The organism is Kitasatospora sp. NPDC059160 (assembly GCF_042755465.1).
Lineage (GTDB): Bacteria > Actinomycetota > Actinomycetes > Streptomycetales > Streptomycetaceae > Kitasatospora.
On sequence record NZ_JBHZCN010000077.1, the window covers coordinates 1 to 23,822 of the forward strand.

General features: G+C 69.3%; 23 protein-coding genes and 4 pseudogenes. 7 read left to right on the forward strand and 20 right to left on the reverse strand.

Annotation, left to right across the window (positions count from 1 at the left end; genetic code table 11):
• Positions 1 to 535, reverse strand: a 535-nt coding sequence (locus ACFXOZ_RS28780) for an acyl-CoA dehydrogenase family protein (RefSeq protein ID WP_380593225.1), incomplete at its 3' end; no start/stop codon positions are given.
• A 219-nt stretch (positions 536 to 754) separates the two neighbouring features.
• On the opposite strand from ACFXOZ_RS28780, the gene ACFXOZ_RS28785 reads away from it, so the two are divergent.
• The gene (locus ACFXOZ_RS28785) at positions 755 to 2,092 is read left to right on the forward strand and encodes a UDP-glucose dehydrogenase family protein (RefSeq protein WP_375894807.1); all 1,338 of its coding nucleotides are present in this window, start codon (positions 755 to 757) and stop codon (positions 2,090 to 2,092) included.
• Positions 2,093 to 2,108: 16 nt separating this feature from the next.
• Here the strand turns inward: ACFXOZ_RS28785 and ACFXOZ_RS28790 are convergent, their stop codons facing one another.
• Positions 2,109 to 3,038, reverse strand: coding sequence for a hypothetical protein (locus ACFXOZ_RS28790; RefSeq protein ID WP_380593226.1), 930 nt, complete (start codon positions 3,036 to 3,038; stop codon positions 2,109 to 2,111).
• 346 nt (positions 3,039 to 3,384) lie between these two features.
• Between ACFXOZ_RS28790 and ACFXOZ_RS28795 the strand changes: the two are divergent.
• Positions 3,385 to 3,606 (forward strand): annotated as a pseudogene (locus tag ACFXOZ_RS28795) (CoA-binding protein); the annotation flags it as partial.
• 143 nt (positions 3,607 to 3,749) lie between these two features.
• On the opposite strand, the pseudogene ACFXOZ_RS28800 reads toward ACFXOZ_RS28795, so the two are convergent.
• The 6 genes and pseudogenes from ACFXOZ_RS28800 to ACFXOZ_RS28825 form a co-directional block, all read right to left on the reverse strand.
• Positions 3,750 to 5,630 (reverse strand): annotated as a pseudogene (locus tag ACFXOZ_RS28800) (recombinase family protein); the annotation flags it as partial.
• A gap of 197 nt (positions 5,631 to 5,827) precedes the next feature.
• Positions 5,828 to 7,306, reverse strand: a complete 1,479-nt coding sequence (locus ACFXOZ_RS28805; protein WP_380593227.1) for a replication initiator — start codon at positions 7,304 to 7,306, stop codon at positions 5,828 to 5,830.
• 158 nt (positions 7,307 to 7,464) lie between these two features.
• Positions 7,465 to 7,659, reverse strand: a complete 195-nt coding sequence (locus ACFXOZ_RS28810; protein WP_380593228.1) for a hypothetical protein — start codon at positions 7,657 to 7,659, stop codon at positions 7,465 to 7,467.
• On the reverse strand, positions 7,659 to 8,963 hold the full coding sequence (locus ACFXOZ_RS28815; RefSeq protein ID WP_380593229.1) for an FtsK/SpoIIIE domain-containing protein: 1,305 nt from the start codon (positions 8,961 to 8,963) through the stop codon (positions 7,659 to 7,661). The genes ACFXOZ_RS28810 and ACFXOZ_RS28815 overlap by 1 nt, the downstream gene beginning before the upstream one ends.
• Positions 8,963 to 9,169: a hypothetical protein gene (locus tag ACFXOZ_RS28820; RefSeq protein ID WP_380593230.1), complete on the reverse strand. Its 207-nt coding sequence runs from the start codon at positions 9,167 to 9,169 to the stop codon at positions 8,963 to 8,965. The genes ACFXOZ_RS28815 and ACFXOZ_RS28820 overlap by 1 nt, the downstream gene beginning before the upstream one ends.
• Entirely contained in the window at positions 9,169 to 9,522 is a 354-nt protein-coding gene (locus ACFXOZ_RS28825) for a hypothetical protein (RefSeq protein ID WP_380593231.1), read from the reverse strand. The genes ACFXOZ_RS28820 and ACFXOZ_RS28825 overlap by 1 nt, the downstream gene beginning before the upstream one ends.
• 250 nt (positions 9,523 to 9,772) lie before the next feature.
• Here ACFXOZ_RS28825 and ACFXOZ_RS28830 point away from each other — a divergent pair, with 250 nt between their 5' ends.
• On the forward strand, positions 9,773 to 10,561 hold the full coding sequence (locus ACFXOZ_RS28830; protein WP_380593232.1) for a GntR family transcriptional regulator: 789 nt from the start codon (positions 9,773 to 9,775) through the stop codon (positions 10,559 to 10,561).
• Between the two features lie 449 nt (positions 10,562 to 11,010).
• Here the strand turns inward: ACFXOZ_RS28830 and ACFXOZ_RS28835 are convergent, their stop codons facing one another.
• The 5 genes from ACFXOZ_RS28835 to ACFXOZ_RS28855 form a co-directional block, all read right to left on the reverse strand.
• Complete coding sequence (locus ACFXOZ_RS28835; protein ID WP_380593233.1) at positions 11,011 to 11,304, reverse strand: hypothetical protein; 294 nt, start codon at positions 11,302 to 11,304, stop codon at positions 11,011 to 11,013.
• A 160-nt stretch (positions 11,305 to 11,464) separates the two neighbouring features.
• On the reverse strand, positions 11,465 to 11,722 hold the full coding sequence (locus ACFXOZ_RS28840) for a hypothetical protein (protein WP_380593234.1): 258 nt from the start codon (positions 11,720 to 11,722) through the stop codon (positions 11,465 to 11,467).
• Positions 11,723 to 11,754: 32 nt separating this feature from the next.
• Positions 11,755 to 12,069: a hypothetical protein gene (locus ACFXOZ_RS28845; RefSeq protein WP_380593235.1), complete on the reverse strand. Its 315-nt coding sequence runs from the start codon at positions 12,067 to 12,069 to the stop codon at positions 11,755 to 11,757.
• Positions 12,066 to 12,536: a hypothetical protein gene (locus ACFXOZ_RS28850; protein ID WP_380593236.1), complete on the reverse strand. Its 471-nt coding sequence runs from the start codon at positions 12,534 to 12,536 to the stop codon at positions 12,066 to 12,068. The genes ACFXOZ_RS28845 and ACFXOZ_RS28850 overlap by 4 nt, the downstream gene beginning before the upstream one ends.
• Before the next feature lie 148 nt (positions 12,537 to 12,684).
• Positions 12,685 to 13,176, reverse strand: a complete 492-nt coding sequence (locus ACFXOZ_RS28855) for an ATP-binding protein (protein WP_380593237.1) — start codon at positions 13,174 to 13,176, stop codon at positions 12,685 to 12,687.
• Between the two features lie 116 nt (positions 13,177 to 13,292).
• Between ACFXOZ_RS28855 and ACFXOZ_RS28860 the strand changes: the two genes are divergently transcribed.
• The gene (locus tag ACFXOZ_RS28860; protein ID WP_380593238.1) at positions 13,293 to 14,645 is read left to right on the forward strand and encodes a transcriptional regulator; all 1,353 of its coding nucleotides are present in this window, start codon (positions 13,293 to 13,295) and stop codon (positions 14,643 to 14,645) included.
• 131 nt (positions 14,646 to 14,776) lie between these two features.
• Here ACFXOZ_RS28860 and ACFXOZ_RS28865 read toward each other — a convergent pair whose 3' ends face one another.
• Together ACFXOZ_RS28865 and ACFXOZ_RS28870 are read right to left on the reverse strand one after the other, a co-directional pair.
• Positions 14,777 to 15,739 (reverse strand): tetratricopeptide repeat protein, encoded by a 963-nt coding sequence (locus ACFXOZ_RS28865; protein WP_380593239.1) that lies wholly within the window; start codon positions 15,737 to 15,739, stop codon positions 14,777 to 14,779.
• Positions 15,740 to 16,471: 732 nt separating this feature from the next.
• Complete coding sequence (locus ACFXOZ_RS28870; protein WP_380593240.1) at positions 16,472 to 16,888, reverse strand: CoA-binding protein; 417 nt, start codon at positions 16,886 to 16,888, stop codon at positions 16,472 to 16,474.
• 129 nt (positions 16,889 to 17,017) lie between these two features.
• Here ACFXOZ_RS28870 and ACFXOZ_RS28875 point away from each other — a divergent pair.
• Positions 17,018 to 17,224, forward strand: a pseudogene (locus tag ACFXOZ_RS28875) (CoA-binding protein); the annotation flags it as partial.
• A gap of 10 nt (positions 17,225 to 17,234) precedes the next feature.
• Here ACFXOZ_RS28875 and ACFXOZ_RS28880 read toward each other — a convergent pair.
• The 3 genes from ACFXOZ_RS28880 to ACFXOZ_RS28890 are packed head-to-tail and all read right to left on the reverse strand — an operon-like array spanning position 17,235 to position 20,163.
• Positions 17,235 to 18,470 carry a dipeptidase gene (locus ACFXOZ_RS28880; protein ID WP_380593241.1) on the reverse strand — a complete coding sequence of 412 codons (1,236 nt, stop codon included), beginning with the start codon at positions 18,468 to 18,470 and terminating at the stop codon, positions 17,235 to 17,237.
• A gap of 32 nt (positions 18,471 to 18,502) precedes the next feature.
• Positions 18,503 to 19,027: a 5-(carboxyamino)imidazole ribonucleotide mutase gene (gene purE / locus ACFXOZ_RS28885; protein WP_380525643.1), complete on the reverse strand. Its 525-nt coding sequence runs from the start codon at positions 19,025 to 19,027 to the stop codon at positions 18,503 to 18,505.
• On the reverse strand, positions 19,024 to 20,163 hold the full coding sequence (locus tag ACFXOZ_RS28890) for a 5-(carboxyamino)imidazole ribonucleotide synthase (RefSeq protein ID WP_375894794.1): 1,140 nt from the start codon (positions 20,161 to 20,163) through the stop codon (positions 19,024 to 19,026). The genes purE and ACFXOZ_RS28890 overlap by 4 nt, the downstream gene beginning before the upstream one ends.
• 290 nt (positions 20,164 to 20,453) lie before the next feature.
• Here ACFXOZ_RS28890 and ACFXOZ_RS28895 point away from each other — a divergent pair, with 290 nt between their 5' ends.
• Together ACFXOZ_RS28895 and ACFXOZ_RS28900 are read left to right on the forward strand one after the other, a co-directional pair.
• Entirely contained in the window at positions 20,454 to 21,035 is a 582-nt protein-coding gene (locus tag ACFXOZ_RS28895; RefSeq protein WP_375894791.1) for a GtrA family protein, read from the forward strand.
• 124 nt (positions 21,036 to 21,159) lie between these two features.
• Positions 21,160 to 21,462, forward strand: a pseudogene (locus tag ACFXOZ_RS28900) (ester cyclase); the annotation flags it as partial.
• A 90-nt stretch (positions 21,463 to 21,552) separates the two neighbouring features.
• Here the strand turns inward: ACFXOZ_RS28900 and ACFXOZ_RS28905 are convergent.
• Both ACFXOZ_RS28905 and ACFXOZ_RS28910 read right to left on the reverse strand, forming a co-directional pair.
• Positions 21,553 to 22,800: an ATP-binding protein gene (locus tag ACFXOZ_RS28905; RefSeq protein WP_375894788.1), complete on the reverse strand. Its 1,248-nt coding sequence runs from the start codon at positions 22,798 to 22,800 to the stop codon at positions 21,553 to 21,555.
• 63 nt (positions 22,801 to 22,863) lie between these two features.
• Positions 22,864 to 23,538 carry a response regulator transcription factor gene (locus tag ACFXOZ_RS28910; protein ID WP_030290974.1) on the reverse strand — a complete coding sequence of 225 codons (675 nt, stop codon included), beginning with the start codon at positions 23,536 to 23,538 and terminating at the stop codon, positions 22,864 to 22,866.
• Positions 23,539 to 23,822: the final 284 nt, after the last annotated feature.

The window sequence follows — 23,822 nt, forward strand, 5'->3', positions numbered from 1 at the left end:
CCATCACCGTGTAGAACTCCGACACCCCCGCGTTGGTGATCCAGCGCTTCACCCCGTTCAGCACCCAGAAGTCACCGTCACGCACCGCCCGCGTCTTCATCCCCGCCGCGTCCGAACCTGCCTCCGGCTCCGACAGGCAGTACGAGAACATCCCCTCGCCCCGCGCCAACGCCCCCAGGTACTTCGCCTTCAACTCCTCCGAACCCGACAACTGCACCGGCAACGACCCCAGCTTGTTCACCGCCGGGATCAACGACGACGAGCCGCACACCCGCGCGACCTCCTCGATCACGATCACCGTCGCCAACGCGTCCGCCCCCGCACCACCGAACTCCTCCGGCACGTGCACCGCATGCAGATCGTTGCCCGTCAGCGCGTCCAACGCCTCCTGCGGGAACCGGCCCTGCTCGTCCACCTCCGCCGCGAACGGAGCGATCTTCGCCTCGGCCAGCGAACGCACCGCCTCACGGAGCATCCCGTGCTCCTCGGAGATACGGAAGAGATCGAAGTCAGCCGCCCCTGCGCTGCCCGCCATGATGCCTGCCTCGTCGTCCAGTGGCCGACGCAGACCGTTGTCCGATCGGCGTCGGATCCGAGTCGAATCGCGGTTAACTACCGTTCAGTAGAGATCCTAGGGCTCCGACCTGCGGCTGCCTAGCGTCCTCGGCGAGCGGGCGATCCGTACCGACCCGGGCGGGACGGATAGCATCAGGGGCACCCTCTACTGGCCGAACCCGCAACTCAAGGGGAACCCGTGACCCTCCGCATCTCCGTGATCGGCACCGGCTACCTCGGCGCCACGCATGCCGCCGCGATGGCCGAGTTCGGCTTCGAGGTGCTGGGTCTGGACATCGATCCCGAGAAGATCGCGACGCTCACCGCGGGCCGGGTCCCGATGTACGAGCCGGGCCTGTCCGAGCTGCTGCTCAAGCACGTGGCCGGGCACGAGGGCTCGACCGGGCGGCTGCGCTTCACCACCTCCGCCAAGGAGGCCGCGGAGTTCGCGGACGTCCACTTCGTCTGCGTCAACACCCCGCAGCGCAAGGGCGAGTTCGCCGCCGACATGTCCTACGTGGACACCGCGATCGACGAGCTCGCACCGCACCTGACCCGCCCGGCGCTGGTGGTCGGCAAGTCCACCGTGCCGGTCGGCTCGGCGGCCCGGCTGGCCGAGCGGCTGGCCGCGCTGGCGCCGGTCGGCGCGGGCGCCGAACTCGCCTGGAACCCCGAGTTCCTGCGCGAGGGCTTCGCCGTCCAGGACACCCTGCGGCCGGACCGGATCGTGGTCGGCGCCCACAGCGAGCGCGCCGAGCGGCTGCTGCGCGAGGTGTACGCGGAGCCGATCGCGGCCGGGGTGCCGTTCCTGGTCACCGACTACGCGACCGCCGAGCTGGTGAAGGCCGCCGCCAACTCCTTCCTGGCCACCAAGATCTCCTTCATCAACGCGATGGCCGAGGTCTGCGAGGCGGCCGGCGCGGACGTCACGCTGCTCTCCACCGCGCTCGGGCACGACGAGCGGATCGGCCGCAAGTTCCTCAACTCCGGCCTCGGCTTCGGCGGCGGCTGCCTGCCCAAGGACATCCGCGCCTTCATGGCCCGGGCCGGCGAACTCGGCGCCGACCAGGCGCTGACCTTCCTGCGCGAGGTCGACTCGATCAACATGCGGCGCCGCTCGCGGATGGTCGAACTGGCCCGCGAGCAGTGCGGCGGCGGCTTCCTGGGCCGCCGGGTCGCCGTCCTCGGCGCCGCCTTCAAGCCCAACTCGGACGACATCCGGGACTCCCCCGCGCTCAACGTGGCCGCCCAGATCCAGCTCCAGGGCGCCCAGGTCACCGTCTACGACCCGAAGGCCGTGGAGAACGCCCGCAAGATGTTCCCCTCCCTGGCCTACGCCGACTCCGCCCTGGAGGCCGCCGAGGGCGCCCACGTCGTCCTCCACCTCACCGAGTGGGCCGAGTTCCGCGCGCTCGACCCGGCCGAGCTCGGCGCCGTGGTGGCCGAGCGCCGACTGCTCGACGGCCGCAACGTCCTCGACGCGGACGCCTGGCGCGCCGCCGGCTGGACCTACCGCGCCCTGGGCCGCCCGAGCTGACGGCGGGTGTCACCGCTCACTGCGTCGTGTGCCGGGTGGTGAAGGTCGTACAGCCGACCCCGGTCACGGTACCGCTGTACGCATCGCCGTCGGCCGCCGGAAGATCGCCGACGAAGTTGATGAGCTGATAGTCGGACGGTCGCTCGACCCAGGCCACCGGGTCGAGGCGGACGCTGGCCCCCGAAAGCGTTCCGGTGTACGTCGCACTCCCCCGCGGAACGCCGGGATTGGCCGGCACCGGGAAGAAGCTGAACACCACGTCGACCGTCCCGGCTTTCACCGGCGCCGATATCTGCAAATGCATTCCGGTCAGACCCTGCCCGCACGTGTAGGTGCCGTCCCAGCCGCCGACCATCCGGGAGATTCCGGACGGCTGCGGGCTGTCACCGGACTGCCAGACGGTGACCGCGCCGGAGACGCCCCCGGCCACCACGACGAGGGTGGTCACGGTCGCCACCACCGGATGCGCCGCCGCGGCGCTCTTCGTGACGCTGATGAAGGGCGCGATCGGGATGAATGCGATGCGCCTCTTGTTGATGCGCACATCGCCGCCCGCGATGATGCCCTCCGGGCCGACGTCGCGCCCGACGTTCACGGCCATGCCGCCGTCCCCGGCGCGGGCCTTCTGGGACACCGGGCCGGCCGAGGCAACCGCCGCCGGGGCCACCCCCTCGGCGAGCAGCGCCCGCAGTCCCGCGGCCACGTCCGGATCGTCGCCCAGCGCGTCCCGCAGCCGGGTGCTCCACGCCCCCACCTGGGCCTCCCGGGCCTGCGGCAGCTCCGGCTCGGACGCCTCCGCCAGCCTCGCGCGCGTCGCGTCCATGCGCCCGTCCTGACCGATCAGCTCGGCGAAACCACGCTTCACCGCCTCCCAGGAATCCGTCATCAGGCCCGATACCAGGGCCGTCGCCGCGGCCAGGGCCAATTCGTCAAGATCGCCGCTCACGTTTCCCCACCCGATACTCGCGTCCCCGCCGAAAGGCTTCGATTCCCAGTGTTCCTGGGCCCGGGCCGTTGTATGCCGGTGTTGGCCGAGTCTTGGAATGAGAATTCCACTCCGCCCCGGGGCTCGCGGGGAATTCACGACTTCGCCTTCCAGCGCATTTCCCGCCGCCGCAGGTCAACCGGGAAAACCGGGAGAGCATGCCAAGGCGCACGGTGACGGATCGTCACGACTGCCGGAGACCGGTCACCGTCCGAGCGGCCGGGGGCCGGCCGCCGCCCGGCCCCCGATGCCTCCGCCACCTGACCGTCCCCGGAATCCCGCGCCCGCGCCCGTCGTTGGCACCGGCATGACGACCTACGGCGACGGCGCGACCGTCCGCGAGATCCTCACCGGAAGCGGCGACACCTGGGCGGTGGTCGGGCTGTCCAACAACACCGCCCGGGCCGCCTACGGCGTGGCGCAGGTGCTCCAGCGCCACGGCAAGCGGATCGTGCCGGTGCACCCCAAGGCCGAGACCGTCCTCGGCGAGCCCGGGTACGCCTCGCTGGCCGAGATCCCGTTCCCGGTCGGGACGATGTCCTGAGGTGTCGAGCCAACTCCTACGAACAGTCGGGGGTCGACGGCGCCCGTGACCTCCATCGGGGGCAGCGGATACAGCTCCGCCGGTTGTGGCTCGCTCTCGGAGTCGGCGAGTAGGTCCATCACCTGCTGCCACACGCCGATCGTGTACCAGCGGTGGTAGCGCGTCTGGAGACTGGTCGGGGTACCGAACTCCAGTGGCAGCTTGCTCCAGGGCACGCCGGTCCGAGCCTTGAAGAGGAACGCTTCGACGGCCTGTCGGGCCGGGATCTCGTTGGCCCGCTTGCGTCGGCCCACCGCGGCGAGCACCGGTTCGATCTTCTGCCAGCCCTCGTCCGTGAGCACCGGGACACCCCGCCCCCGGTCCGCGAAACCCTTGGCAAGGGTGCAATCGTCTCGTCGTCCCCGCGGCGGCATGCCGGTGATCGTCACCCGCACGTTGAGGAGGTCGAGTACCTCCTCCTGTTCGACGGACGTCATCTCCCGGAGATGTGACCGAGCGACCTTCGCAAGCTCCCGAAGATCGGCAGCACGCTGGCCGGCCACCTCGTTCTCACCCTTCCATGCCAGCACCTCGTCGCGTAGCACGACCAGTTCAGCCAACTCGTCCGCGATCGGCTTCACCGTCTTCTGGACGGCTTGCTCGGCCGCTTCTCCTGAGAGCCCACGGCGGGCAGCCTGCTTGGCCGCGACCACCGTGGTGACCTCGAAGACCGACTCCTGTTCCTCGATCTGCCGGTCGAGGTCCGCGATCCGCTCGTCATAGTTGACCTGGTTCCCGATCGCAGTGTTGAGCCAGTCCTCGGACATCGCTTGAAGGCGCTCGGGCTCGCCCAGGAGCTTGCAGGTCTCAGCCCAGACGATCTTTTCCAGGACGTCCGCGTTGATGGTCGGACAGCCGCACACCGAGGCGCCCGCGTACTTCTCCTTCTTGCCGGAGCAGTGGTACACCCGGCCGCCTCGCTCCTTACGATTCAGGCCGCTGTAGTGGCGGCCGCACAGGCCGAGGATCCGTGTCGACAGCGGGTAGTGCGCAGCAGCCGACTTCGTACCGTTCCCCCTGCGGTTTCGCACCATGGCCCGCCGGAGTTGCTCGCGCTCGTCCTGCGTGAAGATCGGTTCGAGCGGGATGATCACGGTGCTCCCGAACACCGGAGTTCCGTCGGGGCCGAGCTTGGCCCTGTCAGGATGGCGGAACACCATCTCCGGCTCGCCCACCGCGTCCATCAGGCGCGCCCACAGGTTCCGGTTGGACCAGAGCAGGCCACGCCGGGTGAGCAGCCCTTCGGCGTTGAGACGGAGTGCTGCCTGACGGGCATTGCAGCGGTCCTGAACCACCAGCTCCCAGGCCCTGCGCAGTACGGCGTATTCGTGGACTTTCGTGCACCCTTGAGCGTCGTCGCATTTGTCGATGACGATGCGGGACAGACCCTTCTGCCCTTTGTCCTCGATCCGATATCCGTACCGCGGTCGGCCACCGGTCAAGCCGCCATCCTCGGCCTTCTCCTGAATTCCACCTTGGGTCCGCGAACGAATCCGCTCATACTCGGTCTCCGCATAGTCGGCTTGGCGGCGCATCTCGCCACGTCCGGCATCCGTGGTGTTGTCGACGTCACCGTCCACGATGGCAACGAAGATCCCGATGTCCTCCAGGGCCCAGACCCAGCGCCAGAACGCCCGGCCGGTCCGCCCGATGGCCCGTCCTTCGGGCACCACGACCACATCGAAGGGGCGCGGCGTCGAGGCCGCATCGGTCATGAGCCGCTTGAGGTCCGGCCGCTCGGCCGCCTCCAGGCTGCCGCTGATGCCCTCGTCCTTGTACGTGCCCACGTGGGCCCAGCTCTTACGGGCCATCAAGGCGACGGTCTTCCTGCCCTGGCTGGCGATCCCGTAGCCCTTGCGCTGCTCTTCCGTGCTCACGCGCAGGTAGTCCACCGCCCGAAGCGTGTGGACCGAGATCACGTGTGCGGCTACGGCAGTCGCACTCTGCACGAGTGTGCTTTTATTGGCCATGTCGACTCCAACTAGTCGGCCGGCCCCGGGACGGTTGCAGCCGTCGCCGGGGCACTTTGTTGACGGCAGCCTATCGGCAGATCTGGCGAGCCGTCAGGGCTTTCGGGTTTTCTCCCACCGGATAGCCCGAGGGCCGAATAGGAGTTTGAGCAGCTGGGCCATCTCCTCCGGTGAAAGCTCGGCCCCCGGTTTCCAGGTCACTTTGATCCGGTCCACGCCGCACCCCCGTCCTCCTCCGGAAGATGACGTGATCGCCTCTCCAGCCGTCCTATCTCCCGATTGTTCGCGAGATCCTCCGCGATACCGGCGGCGATGAGCGCTTCGGCAGGGGTGTGGCCAGTCCCGGCGAAGCGCCAGGCTGTCTCGGTGCTGGTCTCGCTGTCCCAGTCGGCATACAGGGGCGGGGCGCCGGTCAGTGCACGAGCGTGCTCCGCGCGGTCGGCCCGAAGCCGTCCGTAGGTGGTGGAGTAGGCGTGCGTCTTGGTCAAGCAGTGCCCCCGGTAGCCGAGCATGTGAGCCCAGGTCCGCAGACGCAGGTGGTCCAGCTCAGGCAGGCCGCCGAGACGCCATGCAGTGGCGATGAGGGCACGAACGTGCGGATTGACCCGTAGCGCACGAAGCTGTGTCATCGACGTGATGCGGCGGTCGACGGCGCCGGCGGTTTCGGCGCTCTTGCTGGTGTACTTGGCGACGTAGGCCGCTACGGCGTCGTCGGTGAGTCGCCCGTTTCCCCCGTTGGCGATGGGGTGGGCGTCGAGTTGGGTGCCGAAGCTGAGCCGCCCGCCGCTGTATGCCGCCGATTCCGGGCAGGGCAGCGCTACGGCAGCAGCCGCTGAACGGACGGTCTCCAGGAGGAGGTCCAAGGTTGCCCAGGGCGGAGGCGGGGAGCCGGGGCCAGCGGGGCCGTCGAGGCGAATGACGGCGTGGAAGTGGATGGCGCCGCGCTTCTGGTACTCGGCGACCTTGGCCGTCGAAATCCGGATCAGCTTCCGGATCACCGAGCGACCGGAGCCGATCCGGGCGGCGACATGGTGGTAGAGGTTGTCTCGGAAGGCCTTCCAGAGCGCCGGGGCCATGGCGTTCCACAGGATGTGGCCCGGGTAGTCGTAGCAGTCGGCGCACAGGGGTTGGCCGATGAGCGGTTCCGTGTCCGGGTGGGTGCGGCCGCACCCGGGCTGCTGGCCGTGTTCGCAGCGCCAGCGCCGAGCGGGGTGGCAGGCACCCGCGCGGTGCACCGGGCCGAAGGACGGGGCGGTCAGGGTGACGAACAGCCGCGGGTGCGACCGGACCGACTCCGGGATGCCCTTGCCGCCGATGAGACCGGACCGGACCAGGTGGAAGGTGTCGCCACTGTGTTCGCGCGAGCAGGGCGCGCAGCGGGTGGCCCGGCGGTTGCGGCAGCGGACGGCCAGCCGGCCACCGGGTTCCGTGGCGGTCGAGTAGTGGCGCAGGACTTCGCCGGTTGCGGCATCGAGGGTGGTCGTGCGCCCGGTGAGGTAGACCGGTTCGGCGCAGCCGCCCGTGGTCCGGATCTGGTCGAGCCAACGGTTCAGGTCCGGCATCTCGCCGAGGCGCACCAGATCCCTTTCGATGGAGGGTAGTTGGCGTAGCCGTTCCTCCCGGTCGAGGAGGGTGCGGCGTGCGGTGGGGTCGGTGTGCGGGTTGGGGTGGGTCATGGTGGGTGTCTCCAGGGCCAGGGGTCGCCGGGCCCCGGCCGCGCCTGGTGGGTGGCTCGGCCGGGGGTGGCGTTGGGGTGGGTGGAGCGGGTCCGGCGGCTGGGGACGGAGCGGCCGCCGGTGGGGGTTGGGTGGGTTGGCATGGTGATCACGGTCTTTCAGGGGGCGGTGTGGGTGAGTCCTTGGACGAGCCACATCACGGCGTAGACGACGGGGTCGGCCCAGCCGATGCGGTCGAGGTAGATGCCGAGGATTCCGACGAGGAGGACGTGCCAGGTCTTGAGTTCGCCGGCGCGGACCAGGAGGAAGGTGACGAGGGCCATGACGGCGGTGAGGACGAGGGCGGTGCCCATTAGAGGTAGACCCCTTCGGTCGGCTCGTCCGCCGTGTGGAGGCCGGGCCAGGCGGGGGCGAGGCGGGCGTGCTTCCGCGCGGCACGGCGGGCTTGGTCGGGGGTGACGTGGACGGAGCGCGCTCGGGTCCAGCGGCCGTCGGTGTCGACGGTGATGGCGACGCCCTGTTCGGCGAGGGTGATGCGCTGGGCGGCCTCCAGGGCGTCCTTGTTGAGGTCGCCGAGCGCCATCTCCGCGGTGCCGGGGTCGCTCACCCGGTGGCAGACGCGGCCGGCCAGCTGTGCTCGCAGGGCGGTGACGCCGGGGCCGAGGTCGGAGCCGACCCGTTGCCCGGCGATCACCAGGTGGACACCGAGGGCCGCGCCGAGTTGGGCGAGGCGCAGGAGGTTGGTGGAGATCTCCCCGACTTCCGCCTTGTCCTCCCTGGTGGCCATCAGGTATAGCTCCGCGACCTCGTCCACGATCACGACGACGGGCAGCTTGCGGAGCTTGACAGGGAGGTCCCAGATTGAGCGGGCGCCGACCGAACGGCACAGCTGCATCCGGGCTTCCGTCTCCGCGACCAACTCCGCGAGTAGGTGCGCGGCCTCGGCCCGGGTGGCCGCCAGGGCCGACAGCCGGTCCTCGAACAGGGACAGTTCCATGCCGCCCTTGAGGTCGATGCCGAACAGGGCGACGCGTTGCGGCGCGAGTTCCTTCACCAACGAGGCGATCAGGGTGGACTTGCCGGATCTGGTCGCACCGACGATCAGCCAGTGCGGCGCGCGCCGGAAGTCGATCACCCAGGCCCGGCCGTCCTCCAGGAGCCCGACCACCGCCCGCAGCACGCGCTGCTTCAACTGGTAGGGCATGACAGGAGACAGGAGCGGATCCCAGGCGAGCGCGGACAGGGTCACGAACCCGCGCTCATCGGCGACGAGCCGCACGGCGTGGACCCGCCAGGAATGGGTGAGCGCTTCGACGGCGGACTGGAAGTGCTCCGGTACCTGCCCGGGGTGGAGCCGCACCCGGACATCCAGGCCGCCGCGCCGCAGCTTCGGCGCACCCAGGCGGGGCGGGACCGGCTTGAGGGGGTCGCCCCTGACAACCAGGTCGCCGAGCAGCGCCCGTCCAGGTCGCTTGGCCACCGCGAGGCCTAGGTTCGTGGTCAGCCTCCGCCACGTCACCCGAACCCGCACCGCGGTCGTGGGGTAGCCGAGCAGGCACCACCACACGTAGGGGTAGTTGCGTCGCAGCCCCGGGGCGACGCTGAGCAGGACGAGCACCAGTGCGAGCAGCACCACCCAGAGCAGCTGGGCCAGCATCACCGTCGACCCCCGTTCTCCATCGCCGTGTTGTGGGCCACGGTCTCCAGGTCGCGGGCCTGGCCAGCGGCTTTGCTGGCGACGACGGCGATGTGGTCGAACAGTTGGGCACCGTCGTCGTCGCGGCCGAACGGGTCGACCTCTTCGGCCAGGTCGCCGAGTTCGCGCAGCAGGCCGCGCAGGCGCACGCGGGTCGCGCCGCTCATCAGGCGTCGCCGCCCTTGCGCGAGGCCGCCGGGACCGGGGCGGGGGCGGGGGTGATGGCGTCGGCGCGGAAGGACAGCCCGTGCCGGTCCCCCATCGCCCAGGAGAAGGCAGTCAGGCCGGTGACGTGCACCCGCACGCCCTCCACGACGCCGACCGGTTCGCCCGACACGCTGATCTCGATGATCGAGGCCCGCCGGCCGTCCTGCCGGACCGCGACGCCGACTGTGTAGACGGTCTGGCCCTCCCGGTCCTTCCTGATCTCGCCGGTCTCACGGTTCGCGATCCGCGCTTCGGGGGCAACGATGCAGGTCATCGTGCCGAGCCGGGTTCCGTCCACGGGAATGGACTGCATGAGCGCACACTCCTCTGACACCAAAGGCCGCATGACGTCAGTCGTCAAACGTACTTACCTTTGGTGCCTCGATGATGCCCCTCCTTGACGCCCCGACGCAAGCGATTCATGCTTACGTTTAACGCCTAGCAACTGACGACAGACCTAGAGATGCCGCCCGACCAGGGCAAACAGCCACACACGAACCCTCGAAAACGACACGACACACGCGCAGCGGGCCACCCGGCGCCCACACCAAGGGGTCAACACCATGGCGATCATCCGGAACGAGGCACTGCACAAGCAGGTGGCGACGGCGATGCGACAAGCGATCGCCACCGGCGAGTGGCCCCCCGGCACGCAGTTGCCCACGGAGACCGATCTCGCCGAGAAGTACGGCGTCTCCCGGCCCACCGTCCGCCTCGCGGTCGCAGCCCTGCGCAGCGAGGGCCAGTTGGACGTGAAGCAAGGCCGCGGCACCTTCGTCCGCACCGCCGTCAACGGCCCCACCAGCGCCATGGAGCGCACCGTCACACTCCGGGGCAGCCGATACGAGACGCCTGTCGACGCCTGGTTCGGCCACGGCGAGGAGCCGACCGTCTACCGCACCCGCACGGACGCCGTCACGGCCCCGCTGCTGAACCTGGACGAGGGCGAGGCGATGTTCGCCTGTGACCGCCTGATCGCCGACCCGTCCGGCGACGGCCGCGCCCTCCATCGACTGATGCTCCCGATGGAGCGCATCGCGGACACCTCTCTGGCGAAGGAGCCCGGCGCGGCGCCGGTCGAGGCCTACGCGGTGCTCGCCGCCGCCGGCCACGACGTCGCCTGGCGCGAGCGGGTCAGCGCCCGAGTCCCCCAGCCCGATGAGCGGGAGTCCCTCCGCCTGTCCGAGGCCGCCGTCCTGCTGGTGGTGCACCGCATCACCTACGACCGGCCCTCCGGTCTGCCCCTGATCCTCGAAGAGACCAGGCTCGGCGCCGAAACCACCGCGGTGACCTACGGCATCGAGGCCGTCAGGCCCAAGCGCACCAGCCGAGCGGCCAACACAGCGCGCTGAACGACCCGTTCACCGGCCCCCACGTCCGAGCCAGGGCGCGGGGGCTGTCGCAACTCTCCTTCACTTACTCAAGCGGCGGCGCCTTCGCGCCGCCGGGCGGTCCCAGCCGCCCCGGCCGGGCTGCGGCCTGGCGGCCGGTCCCGGCCGGACGTCCGGCCCGCCCACCACGCCACCGGCCCGCACCAGTGAAGGAGTCCAGGCCCGTTCGCTGTCCCGGGTGGTCGGGGTGGCCGGTCGAGGGAGGCTTTACGCACCTTGCCGGGCCGGGGCCCGCGCCGGGCAAGGACGGGGGGCCACTCGGCCCAATTGCGGTCAGGCCCAAAAGCCCTGACCGAGTTCGCAGCAGCTTACGGCCCCCCGACCATGCCCGACCCCAACCCCGCAAGGACACCGCCCAAAGCCTCCCCCAACCGGCCACGCGCGCACCGAACCCGCCCACCGGGGTCCGGTCAGGCCAGCTCCCGGCGGACGTAAGCGGCCAGGCAGAGCAGTTCCTCCAACCTCAGCCAGCCCTCCGCGACACCCTCCAGTCGAACCACCGGGCCACCGAGGGCGTCAGTGTCGGCGACCGCCCGCAGCTGGGCGCGCTGCACACCGCACGCCGCGAGCATCGCGTTCAACCCGTCCGCCTCCCGACGCGCCGCCCGCCACCCCGCGGCGTAGTCCACTCCGGGCAGCCACACCCACGTGTCGGGGTCGAGGCCCGCCGCCGGATCCGCACCGAAGTCACTGTCCCCGTCCACCAGTTGTCCAACTCCCCTGATCTCAACCGAACCGGCCATCCGTGCACAGACATGCCGAGGAGCCCGATACCATCGGCACCGGGTTCCAACCCACCGGACCACCCCTATCCCGCCAAGGTCACGGGGTGGTCCGGCACGTCATCAGTTGTCCCTGACCAGGTCAGGTGCGGTCCCGCGCGGCCCCTTCCTCGTCACTCCCGAAGGTCCGGCAGAACAGCTCCGCCTCGCTCAGTCCGATCAGCGGGTCATCGACTCCGGTCTTCTCCCGCCAGATCCGGTGCATCAGCCGCAACCGCACGCCGTCCGCGAACCCCGGCTCCGCGCACCAAGCCACCACTTGGCGGTGCGCGTCCCGCCGGCTGGGCGAGATCGCACGCACCACCGCGGAGAACTGGCCTCGAAGAAGCCACCAGGTCAAGGCACGGTCCTGCCAGGCCCGGAGCCGCCGGATCACCAGGACTCCCCGGGACCAGCCGGGTACACCTTGACCACGTACGGCGTCAGACCGACGAAGGCCAGCGACCGCACCTCCCCGTACATCGCCAGACGATGCCCGATCGTCTGCACCGCGGAGGGCCCGAACAACTCGTCGAAGTAGTCGCGCTGTTCCGGGCTGAGCGGCAGCGCCCGCAACGAGCCGAGGAGCGCGCTCAACGCGTCCGACAGCTTGGAGAACTGCGCGGGCCCCGTGACCCCTCGGACCTCCACGGCCACCGGGAACGGATACGGCGCGGCCGAAGGCTCGGCCCGCCGGACGGCGTTCACGACCTGCCCTTCCTGCGCGCACGGCGCTTGACCGCCAGGCCGTTCAGCTTCCGCTCCACGGCTTCCAGCTCGACCCGCACCCGGATCGAGGGGCCGGTGAACCGCCTGACCTCACCGACGAAGGCCGCCTTGCCCGCGAACGGCCGGTCCGCGTCCAGCGTCCACTTCAAGTAGGCGCGGATCGGCGCGATCACCTGGTCGAGCGTCGCCAACTGGTCGACGGGGATCGCGCACTCCACCGCCTCCAGCAGCTTGACCAAGGACTCCACGTGCGACACCGCGCACTCGGCGGTGGCCAGCAGCGAGGCACGGTCCATCTCCGCCAACGGCACCCCGGCACGGATACCTTCGACGGCCCAGTACGCCTCGTCCACCCGCCACTGCCCCAGGCTGAACGCGATGTGCGGAAAACGATCGGCCGGCCGCGACTGGGCACCCGCACCGGGCGCCACGGGAACGGCGGTCATGCCGAAACCTCCCCCGCCCGACGCGGGTGCCTCATGTGCACCCCCACCTTCTGACCGTTGACGGCGATGTACCGAACCACCGCCCCCCTCAGCCCCGCACCGCAGTAGTGGCACCTCGTCGCCGCCACCCCGGACTCCCGCCCGAGCCTCATCGCCCACCACCTTCCGGGCCCACCAAGGCCCAAGTGATCTTTCCGATGCCTTCCGGCCGGGGCTGGCAGCCCCACTCCGCGGACAAGGCCTCCACCAGGCACAGCCCGCGGCCCGAGGTCGCGTCCGGCCCGGTGGACCGCCGGATCACGGGCCTCTCGCTGCTCGCGTCGTGCACCTCGATCCGCAGGTGCTCGCACACGGCGTCGAACCGCACCGCGATCCGCCGCCCCTTCGGCACCCGCGCGTGCACCACCGAGTTCGTCACCAACTCGGAGAGCACGAGCTCACCGGGCTCCACGAGAGCGGCACCGCCCGGGAGATTCCGCAGGAAGTCCCGCAGCAGCGACCGCGCGGCCGGGACCGACTGCCGGTGCCGCGGGAGCCAGAAGAACGCCCACGGGGAGGGCGGGGTTGCCTCAGCCCCTGCCGATGTACCTGGTCTGTTCACCACATCCGCCCCAACCCTCGTTGGACTGAATTGGTCCACGAAGCAGCCGTACTGACCTTGCTTCCAGACAACACGCTCACCCGGGGTCGGAGTACTGTTGCAGAGGGTGTTGAACCGTTGTGAATGGTCGTCAGACTGCTGGCAGGGGAACGATCTTGAAGACTCCGAACGCTCAACTCGCGGACTGGCTGGGCCGTACCGGATGGTCGCTCGGGGAACTCGCCCGGCGCGTCAGGGCGAAGGCGGCCGACTGGGGACACCCCCACATCTCGTCGGACCCGTCCAGCGTCAAGCGCTGGCTCGCCGGCCAATCCCCCCGCTGGCCGGTCCCGGACATCCTGTCCGACGTGTTCTCCGCCCACTTCGGCTACCGGGTCACCGCTTACGACCTCGGACTTGAGGAGACGTCCGTCGCGGACCGAACTCTTGTCTACAACCAGTCCTACCCCGCTACGGTGGAGGCAGTTGCAGACCTAGGGAGGGCCGACGTGGATCGACGGAAGTTCCTGACCGGATCGACATTCGCCGTGGCAGCGGCGGTCGGACCGTCTCGTGACTGGCTGCTCCAGACGCTCGACCAGGCCCCGAAGCCCGGTCGGCGAGTCCTGCTGGAGGACGTGACCGCCGTCAAGAACATGTTCGGCGCGTTCCAACAGATGGACATCTTCCAGGGCGGCGGATCAGGCCGTCTGGCCCTCGCCGCATACATGAACGAGCACGTGTACCCCCTGCTGCGGCAGACCCACACCGAAGACGTCCACCGCGCCCTGTGCGAGGCCGCCGCAGAGCAGACCTATCTGCTCGGCTGGATGGCCTACGACAACGGCGAACACGGACCGGCGCAGCGTTACCTGATCCAGTCGCTCCGCCTGGCCGAGGAGTCCAGGAACGCGGCGCTCGGCGCCCACGTGCTCGCCGGCATGGCCGATCAGGCCACGCTGCTCGGGCACCCCGACGAAGGCCGTCGACTCGCCCAGGCCGGACGCGCAGGCCTCTCCAAGACCCCGGAGTCGGACGCGTGCCTGGCGGACCTCTGGGCGCTCGAAGGCCGCGCGCTCGCCAAGCTCGGCGAGAAGCGCGCCGCGGCCCACGCGGTCGTCGCCTCGGAGCAGGCGTACGAGAACGTCCAGCTCGACAACGAGGCCGAGTGGGCCCGGTTCATCGACCCGGCCTACCTCAACGGCGAGCACGCCCACACCTTCCAGGACATCGGCGACGCCGCCGAGTCCGAACGGTACGCCCGCCTGTCCATCGACCACGCCCGCGCCCAGAAGCGCGCCCGCCGCGGAGCGATGTCTCAGGCGGCCCTCGCCGTGTCCCACCTCCAGCGCCGCGACCTCGAAGCCGCCCACGCGGCCGGCCTGCGAACCCTCTCGCTCACCGGCCAGGTCAAGTCGTCCCGCGCCGTCGAGGCCGTCCAGCACCTCAAGCAGCAGATGGTGCCCTTCGGCCAGCATGCCCTCGTAGCCGACTTCAACGACCGAGCACGCGAAGTACTCGCGGCTTGACCTTGGCGACGCAATAGATCGGGCCCCGTCCATGTTTCGGACGGGGCCCGGACATTCATGCACAGGGCAAGTTGCGGCTAGTCTCAAGAACGACATTGAGAGCAGCCTTACACCCCAACCATCTAGGCGCCCTATTCAAGTCCCAGGAGAGGTTCCAGCATCTTGGCTGCCGACTCTTCATCTCCACCACGCATGAGAAAGTTAGCGTGCTCAATCTTGAGATACCCACTTCCCCCAGTTTCATACTCTTCACATTCCTGAAGTGCAGAGATGGCATCGCGTCGCCTACCCTGCATTCCAATAATCCTCGAAAGAGTAAAAACATCCATGTAGTGGTCGACACGCTTTTTGTCAACGAGGCTCATCTGCAACGCCTCGGCTTCCGACAATTTCCCTCTCAATATCAACGCCTCAACGAGATCTTCCGCCCTGTAGTTCCTGTACTCCTCTCGGGATTCATTCTCAAATGCACCTCGAACCAGCTCCTCAAGCTTTCGAAGACGCCCGTTTAGCTTAAGAGCCTTCCCCAGAGGGGAGAGGCGGCAAATATAAAGATGTGGCATCGCTCTTATCTCAAACTCTTGCAGCAGCACGACCTCCGCTTCGACGCTTCTCCCCATAGCGAGCAACACTTCACCATGCATTTCGAGCCCACGTGGGGCCATCGGATTACATAGGCGAGCCTGCTGAGCAAAAGCTAGGGCGCGTTCAAAGTTGCCACGATCCATACAACGCTTCGCATACCACGTGCATGCATCAACGGTCTCCAGGTCTTCCACTTCGCCATTCTTGATGAAATCGACCAGAGCTGCACCAAAGCGATCCTGAACCTCTTTTTCAAACCAGCCGAATCGCTCATAGAGCTCGGCAAGCAGGTGGCCGTCAAAACTTCTGTAGCGCCCAAGCTCAGAGATCAACAAATCTCTAGCCTTAGCCTTATCTCCGCGCCTGGCATAAAAGCGAGAGAGATTGATGGCAGCGGCAGTCCTTGCGTCCACCCTCTCGCGATAGTTCACATTCGCGTTGCCCTCCTCCGTCGGCTCGGAATCCCGCTCTTGTCGAGCCTCCAGCCACAGGGCCCTGATCGTCTCCATATCGCATCCGATAGCGGCGGCAACCGCTTCCAGGGACCGCCAAGACGGAAGGCTCTTGCAACGCAAAACATGGTGCGCCGTAGTGTGACTTACCGCACTGTGAGACTTTTTGGCAATCTCCCGCGTGCTGATCTCACCAGACTCTCTGTGCGTTCGCTGCAGGTGCGCGCGCAAGGCTTCCAGACCTGCCCCGTCCATAGACCCTCTTCTCGTAAGGAACTGTCAGGAAGCGTAAAGTGCGCAGCGGGCGCCCCGCAAAGGAATGTCAGAAAAAGTTTGACTTCGGCAGGAAGTGGTGACTTTACGTCCGCTTCCAGTGAGTGACGAGATGGTTGAGACATGCCTCAGCACAAGCCTCGTCGTAGGCCACCTCACACCCGCCGAGCCGCTCACTTTAAGAACCGTGAGCCAATGATTCGACTTTTGCTCACCGCCCTAGCGGCTGGCGCAGCAAAAGCGCTTGGCTCTTCGCTGATCAGCTGGCTCCAGCAGCTCATCTAAGCGCGCAAATGACTCCTGCTTGATCAGGCCTCTCGCTGCAGAGGTCACCGGAATACACCAGCGGCAGATTCGAAGAACGTCTTTTCGCTCAGCCGTCTCAATGGAGCGGCCTTGCGAAGTCCATAACTACGGATCCTCCGCACTTCGACCGCGCCAAGCAGAAAAGGCTCTGGCCCGCCAGTTGGGCTACAACTGGCGGGCCTCCGCACTTTGGGAATCTAGCTGTACCAGCTAGCTGTTCAGGCCGAACTTTGGGATCTCGATGGCGGGGCATTTGCCCATCACCATGGCGAGCCCTGCGGCTTGCGTCCGCACGTACGCGGCTTCGTCGGTCACACCAAGCTGGAACCAGACGGCCTTGGCGCCGATGGCGGCTGCTTCATCCGCGACGTCGCCGGCGAGGTCTGATCGGACGAAGACGTCCACGACATCGATCTCGAAGGGGATGTCAGCGAGGGACGCGTACCCCTTCTCCCCGTGCACCGTCTCCGCTTTCGGGTGCACCGGCACGATGCGCTTGCCGAAGCGCTGCAGCACCTCCGCCACGCCGTAGGCCGCCCGCCGCTGGTTGGACGAGAGGCCCACGACGGCCCAGGTGTCGCCCAGTTCGGTGAGGATCTTCCGGACCGTCTCCGGGTCGCCGTACATGCCCTGTCTCCTCGCATCCGAATACCGAGAACTCACCTCACCCCAGCGCCACCGCTCCCCCGGCCATTCCCTGCCGACATCTGCACTGGTCGGCGCGCCAGATCGATGTGAAATCGGATGGCACCCGGCGTAACCGTCCCGGTCGACGTGGTGGACGTGTTCGTGAACAGCGCGCTGGCCGGGGAGGTCGCCGACCAGGCGGTGGCGGTCGGCGCGAAGGCGGTCTGGTTCCAGCTCGGGGTCGTCGACGAGGCCGCGTACGACCGGACCCGGGCCGCCGGGGTCTCGATGGTGATGGACAAGTGCCCGGCCATCGAGATCCCGCGGCTGGGTTAGAAGGCTCGGATCAGCCGTCGAGCCGGGCGATGGTGGCGATGGAGGGCCGGCGGTCGGCGCGCAGTGTGGCGGCGACCGACTCGGCGTCGCGCAGGACGCGGACGGCGTTGTGCCAGGTGAGCTTGGCGAGGTCGGCCTCCGACCAGTGGCGGCCGAGGAGTTCGGCGACCAGGTTGGGGTAGCCGGCCACCGAGTCGAGGCCGTCGGGCAGGAAGGCGGTGCCGTCGAAGTCGCCGCCGATGCCGATGTGGTCGATGCCGGCGACCTCGCGCATGTGGTCGAGGTGGTCGGCGACGGTGGACGGGGTGGCGATCGGGCGCGGGTTGGCGGCCTCGAAGGCGCGCTGGCGCTCCATCGCGGGCGGGGTGGTGTCCAGCGGGTGGAAGCCGTGGGCGCGCATGTTCTCGTCGGCGGCCAGGGTCCACTCGATGGCGGCGGGCAGGATGAACTTCGGGACGAAGGTGGCCATCGCGACGCCGCCGTTGGCGGGCAGCTGGGCCAGCACGTCGTCCGGGATGTTGCGGGGGTGCTCGCAGACCGCGCGCGCGGAGGAGTGCGAGAAGACCACCGGCGCCTCGGTGACCCGCAGGGCGTCCCGCATGGTGTCGGCGGAGACGTGCGAGAGGTCGACCAGCATGCCGAGCCGGTTCATCTCCCGGACGACCTCCTCGCCGAACTTCGTCAGCCCGCCGGCCACCGGCTTGTCGGTCGCGGAGTCGGCCCACGGCACGTTGTCGTTGTGGGTGAGCGTCAGGTAGCGCACGCCGAGTTCGTACAGGGCGCGCAGGGTCGCGAGCGAGCAGTCGATCGAGTGGCCGCCCTCGGCGCCCATCAGCGAGGCGATCCGGCCCTCGGCGCGGGCGGCCTCCATGTCGGCGGCGGTGCGGGCCAGGCGCAGCCGGTCCGGGTAGCGCTCGACCAGGGCGTGGACGAAGTCGACCTGCTCCAGGGTGGCGCTGACGGCGTGGTCGCCGGCCAGCGAGGTGGGCACGTAGACGGACCAGAACTGCGCGCCGACCCCGCCCTCGGCGAGGCGGGCGAGGTCGGTGTGCAGGCGCTCGCTCTGGTCGGCGGCGAGGTCGAGCGCGCCGAGGTCGTACCCGGCCTGCTCGCGCATCGCCCAGGGGAGGTCGTTGTGGCCGTCCACCACGGGGGCGGTGCGCAGCAGGGCGCGGGCGCGGTCCAGGCGGTCCGGGAGGCCCGAAAGGTCCGATCGGTCCTGCGGGGTGAGGGAGTCGGAAGTCATACGGGCTGTTCTACCCCACCCCGCCGGGCGGCCTACTTGCCGAAGCCGAAGGACGAGGAGCCGGCCACCTTGGCGCGGAGCTTCTTGCCCTTCTCGGTGGCCTGGTTGTTCAGCTCGGCCTGGAACTCGGTCATCTTCTCGGTGAGTTCCGGGTCGAAGGCGGCGAGCATCCGCACCGCGAGCAGGCCCGCGTTGCGCGCGCCGGCCACCGAGACGGTCGCCACCGGCACGCCGGCCGGCATCTGGACGATCGACAGCAGGCTGTCCATGCCGTCCAGGTAGCGCAGCGGCACCGGCACGCCGATGACCGGCAGCGGGGTGACGGAGGCCAGCATGCCCGGCAGGTGGGCCGCGCCGCCGGCGCCGGCGATGATCGCCTTGAGGCCGCGCCCGTGGGCCCGCTCGCCGTACGCGACCATCTCGCGGGGCATCCGGTGGGCGGAGACGACGTCCACCTCGTACGGGATCTCGAACTCGTCCAGGGCCTGGGCGGCGGCCTCCATGACCGGCCAGTCGGAGTCCGAACCCATCACGATGCCGACAAGAGGGTTGGTCATTCGGTGATCGTTCCTCGCAGGTAGGCGGCCGCGTGGCGGGCGCGCTCGCGGACGTCGTCGAGGTCGTCCCCGAAGACGTTGACGTGGCCGACCTTGCGGCCGGGCTTCACGTCCTTCCCGTACATGTGGATCCGCAGCCCGGGGTCGCGGGCCATGCAGTGCAGGAAGGCGTGGTACATGTCCGGGTAGTCGCCGCCGAGGACGTTGACCATGACGGTCCACTTGGCGCGCGGCCGGGGGTCGCCGAGCGGGAGGTCGAGGACGGCCCGCAGGTGGTTCTCGAACTGCGAGGTGACCGCGCCGTCCTGGGTCCAGTGCCCGGAGTTGTGCGGGCGCATGGCCAGCTCGTTGACCAGGATCCGGCCGTCCCGGGTCTGGAACAGCTCGACGGCGAGGTGGCCGACGATGCCGAGGTCGCCGGCGATCCGCAGGGCGAGCTGCTGGGCCTCGTCGGACAGGGCGGGGTCGAGGTCCGGCGCGGGGGCGGTGACCTCGGCGCAGACGCCGTTCTCCTGGACGCTCTCGACGACCGGGTAGGCGACGGCCTGGCCGCTGGGCGAGCGGACCACGTTGGCGGCCAGCTCGCGGACGAAGTCGACCTTCTCCTCGGCCAGCACGGGGACGCCCGCCAGGAACGGCGCCTGGGCCTCCCGCTCGTCGTCGACGACCCAGACGCCCTTGCCGTCGTAGCCGCCGCGGACGGTCTTGAGCACGACGGGGTAGCCGGTGCCCTCGTTCGCGAAGGCGGTGACGTCGGCCGGGTCGGCGACGATCCGGTGCCGGGGGCAGGGCACCCCGATGGAGTCGAGCTTGGCCCGCATCACGCCCTTGTCCTGGGCGTTGACCAGCGCCTCCGGGCCGGGGCGGACGGCGATGCCGTCGGCCTCCAGGGCCCGCAGGTGCTCGGTGGGGACGTGCTCGTGGTCGAAGGTGATCACGTCGCACCCGGCCGCGAAGCGGCGCAGGGTGTCGAGGTCCCGGTAGTCACCGAGGACGACGTCGGAGACCACCTGTGCGGCGGAGTCCTGGGGGGTGTCGGCGAGGAGCTTGAACCTGACCCCGAGCGGGATGCCCGCCTGGTGTGCCATGCGGGCCAGCTGCCCGCCACCGATCATGCCCACCACTGGAAAATTCACATTGCCCGGGGAAGTCACCTCGCCAGGATATCCGGGCCGGTGGGGGGCCATGGAGCCGCGGTGGGGGTGTGAGTAGTGGACGCGCGTAGATGTCAACCCCTCCTCCGGACGGCTGAGCCGTTCGGTGGAAGCGGGTAGCCTGGACGGCTAGGTCCTCGTCCGCGCGGTCGGATCATGTGCGTGCACGCAGGGCTCAAGGGGTGTCCCCGGCCCAGTGGGACACCCTTTTCCCCGCAGGTACATGGAGGCCACCCGGTATGGCGACGACCACAGCTTCGAACCCCTCACTCATGCAGAAGGTGCGTGGGATCAGGGGCGAGGTCGTGAAGTTCGGCATCGTCGGCCTGAGCGGGGTCGTGGTCAACTTCGCCGTCTTCTGGGTCTGCAACATCGGCCTGGGCATCGCCTCGCTGCGGTCCAACATCGCCGCCACGGTGATCGCGATCGCCACCAACTACCTCGGCTACCGGTACTGGCTGTACCGGGACCGCGACGCCGACTCCCGCAAGCGGGAGATCACCCTCTTCCTGGTGTTCAGCGGCTTCGGCATGCTGATCGAGACCGGTGTGCTCGGCTTCTCCCAGTACGTGCTGGGCCTGGACTCGAACTTCGAGAAGATGGGCGCCAAGGTCGTCGGCCTCGCCATCGCCACCGTGTTCCGCTTCGTCTCGTACCGCACCTGGGTCTTCAAGGCGCTGCCCGAGACGGCCCCCGTACCGAACGTGCCGAGCCCGCAGGCCGCACACGCCACGGAGGCCGCACGGACCGGGGAAGCCGCGGAGGCCGCGGAGGCCGCCGACGGCCGGGAGCTGGCCGCCCAGGCCGAGCTGATGCTGGCCGCCGAGCAGATCCGCTACGCCAAGGCCGAGTAGCCGCTCGGCGACCGCCCCTCCCCTCCCCCTTGCCGGGTCCGCCCCCGCGAGAGGACAGTGGTGACCGAGGGCGAGCACGGCCCGCGGACGATCGAGAGGCCGAGGGGGTCCCAGGAGGCTCGCCATGGCGTTCGTCCAGATCATCGACTGCAAGACCGACCGGCTCGACGACCTCAACCGGCTCATGGACACCTGGGTCGAGGCCACCAAGGGCCGCCGGACCGCCTCGCACGCGGTCGTCGGCACCGACCGCTCGGATGCCCGCCACGTGGTGGAGATCGTGGAGTTCCCCTCCTACGAGGAGGCGATGCGCAACTCGAAGCTCCCCGAGACGGACCGGATCTTCCGCGAGATGGTGGCGCTCTGCGACGCGCCGCCCACCTTCACCGACCTCGACGTGGTCCGCGACGTCCGGCTCGACGGGGCCCGCTGACCGCGCCCGGTCCTCGTACCCGGCCCGGTCCTCGTACCCGGCTCCGTCCGCGTCCCCCTGCCCCGCGCAGCCCTCGTACCCCGCTCAGTCCTCGTGGCTGCGCCCGAGGAACAGCGCGAACACCGGGGGCTTCAAGGAGAGCAGCTCCAGCCGCCCGCCGTCCGCCTCCGCGAGGTCGCGGGCGACGGCCAGGCCGATGCCGGTGGAGTTGCGGCCGCTGACGGCCCGCTCGAACACCCGGTTGCCGAGGTCGGCCGGCACTCCGGCGCCCTGGTCCTGCACCTCGACCACCACCGAGGTGCCGGAGGGCCGCACCCGCAGGGTGATCGTCCCGGCGCCGTGCATCAGTGAGTTCTCGATCAGGGTGGCGAGCACCTGGGCGACCGTCCCCGGGGTGCCGACCGCGGTGACCCCGTGCAGGCCCTCCAGGGACAGCACCCGGCCCTGCTCGCGCAGCGTCGGGCCCCACTCCTCCACCTGCTGCTTGATCACCTCGTCCAGGTCGAAGGCGACGGCGGTGGGGCTGCGCGGGTCGCGCTGGGTGGTGAGCAGCCGCTGGACGACGTCGGTGAGCCGTTCGACCTGCTGGAGGGCGATGGTCGCCTCCTCCTTGACGGTCTCCGGCTCCTCGGCGAGGGCGGTGATCTCCTCCAGCCGCATCGACAGTGCGGTGAGCGGGGTGCGCAGCTGGTGCGAGGCGTCGGCGGCGAGCCGGCGTTCGGCGGTGAGCATCCGGGCGATCCGCTCGGCGCTGGTGTCCAGCACCTCGGCGATCCGGTCGAGTTCGGGCACCCCGTACCGGCGGTTGCGCGGGCGCGGGTCGCCGGAGCCGAGCCGTTCGGCGGTCTCGGCGAGGTCGGTGAGCGGCCGGGCGAGTCGCTTGGCCTGCCAGACGGCGAGCGCGACGGCGGCCTGGACGGCCAGCAGGGCGACCACGCCGAGCAGCAGCAGGTTGTTGGCGATCTCGTGGTCGACGTCCTCGCGGGACTGCTCGACGGTGACGATCTCGCCGCTGGTGCCGTGTTCGGCGGCCCGCAGCAGGTGGTTCCCGGCGGGCGGGCGGCCGGCCGAGAGGACCTGCTGGCCGGGGATCTGCACCTCGACGTAGCTGCCCTCGGTGACCTGGCTCTCGAAGACCCGCCCCTCCTTGACCGACTCACCGGCGGCGAGCCGGCTCTCGACCAGGGCGAGCACCCGGACGGCGGTCGCGTCCACCCGGTCCTGGGCGGCGTCGACGATGCTGCGCTTCTCGACCAGGGCGAGCGGCACGCAGAACACCACGACGACCACCAGGACGACGACCAGCAGCGAGTTGATCATCCTGCGTTTCACGCTGCTGCTCCCCGAGGTGTTCCACTGCATCGGCCGCCGCCCGGCCATGATCTCCGTACGCGGCTAATTCTTCTCGAACCGGAAGCCGACCCCGCGCACCGTGGCGATGTAGCGCGGGTTCGCCGCGTCGTCGCCGAGCTTCTTGCGGAGCCAGGAGATGTGCATGTCCAGGGTCTTGGTCGAGGTCCACCAGGTGGTGTCCCAGACCTGCCGCATGATCTCCTCGCGGGTGACCACCCGGCCGGCGTCGCGGACCAGGACGCGCAGCAGCTCGAACTCCTTGGCGGAGAGGGTCAGCTCCTCCTCGCCGAGCCAGGCGCGGTGGGACTCGATGTCGATCTTCACCCCGTGCGCGCCGGTGGTGAGCTGGTCGACGTTGCCGCGCCGGAGCAGGGCCCGGACGCGGGCGAGCAGCTCGGCCAGGCGGAAGGGCTTGGTCACGTAGTCGTCGGCGCCGGCGTCCAGGCCGACCACGGTGTCCACCTCGTCGGCGCGGGCGGTGAGCACCAGGACGGGGCAGCTCTTGCCGTCGGCGCGCAGGCGGCGGCAGACCTCGAGGCCGTCCATCTCGGGCAGGCCGAGGTCGAGGACGACGAGGTCGACCTCCTCGGTGAGGCCGGCGGCGAGTGCGGTCGGCCCGTCCTCGCGGACGAGCACCTCATAGCCCTCGCGTCGCAGGGCCCGGGCGAGAGGTTCGGAGATCGCCGGATCGTCCTCGGCGAGCAGCACACAGGTCATGTGGTGATGGTAGTCGTCCCGCGTATGCCCGTACCCCCTGTGAGGTAGTTCACAGACGGTGATCGTTATAGAAGGGACCGTCGGGGCCCAACGGAGCGCCGCTGACCGGCCGTTCGGCGAAGAATCCCCGCTTGGATCTTTGAACCGAAGGAAGACACGCCCGTCTACCATGGATCAATCGGGCAGATCTGTTGCCAACTTTGTTATTAAGCAGAGCGATTCGCAATGTTTGTCATCTGATAACGCCAAATATCGCCACGTAGAGTGGTTCAAGTCCTCGTCCG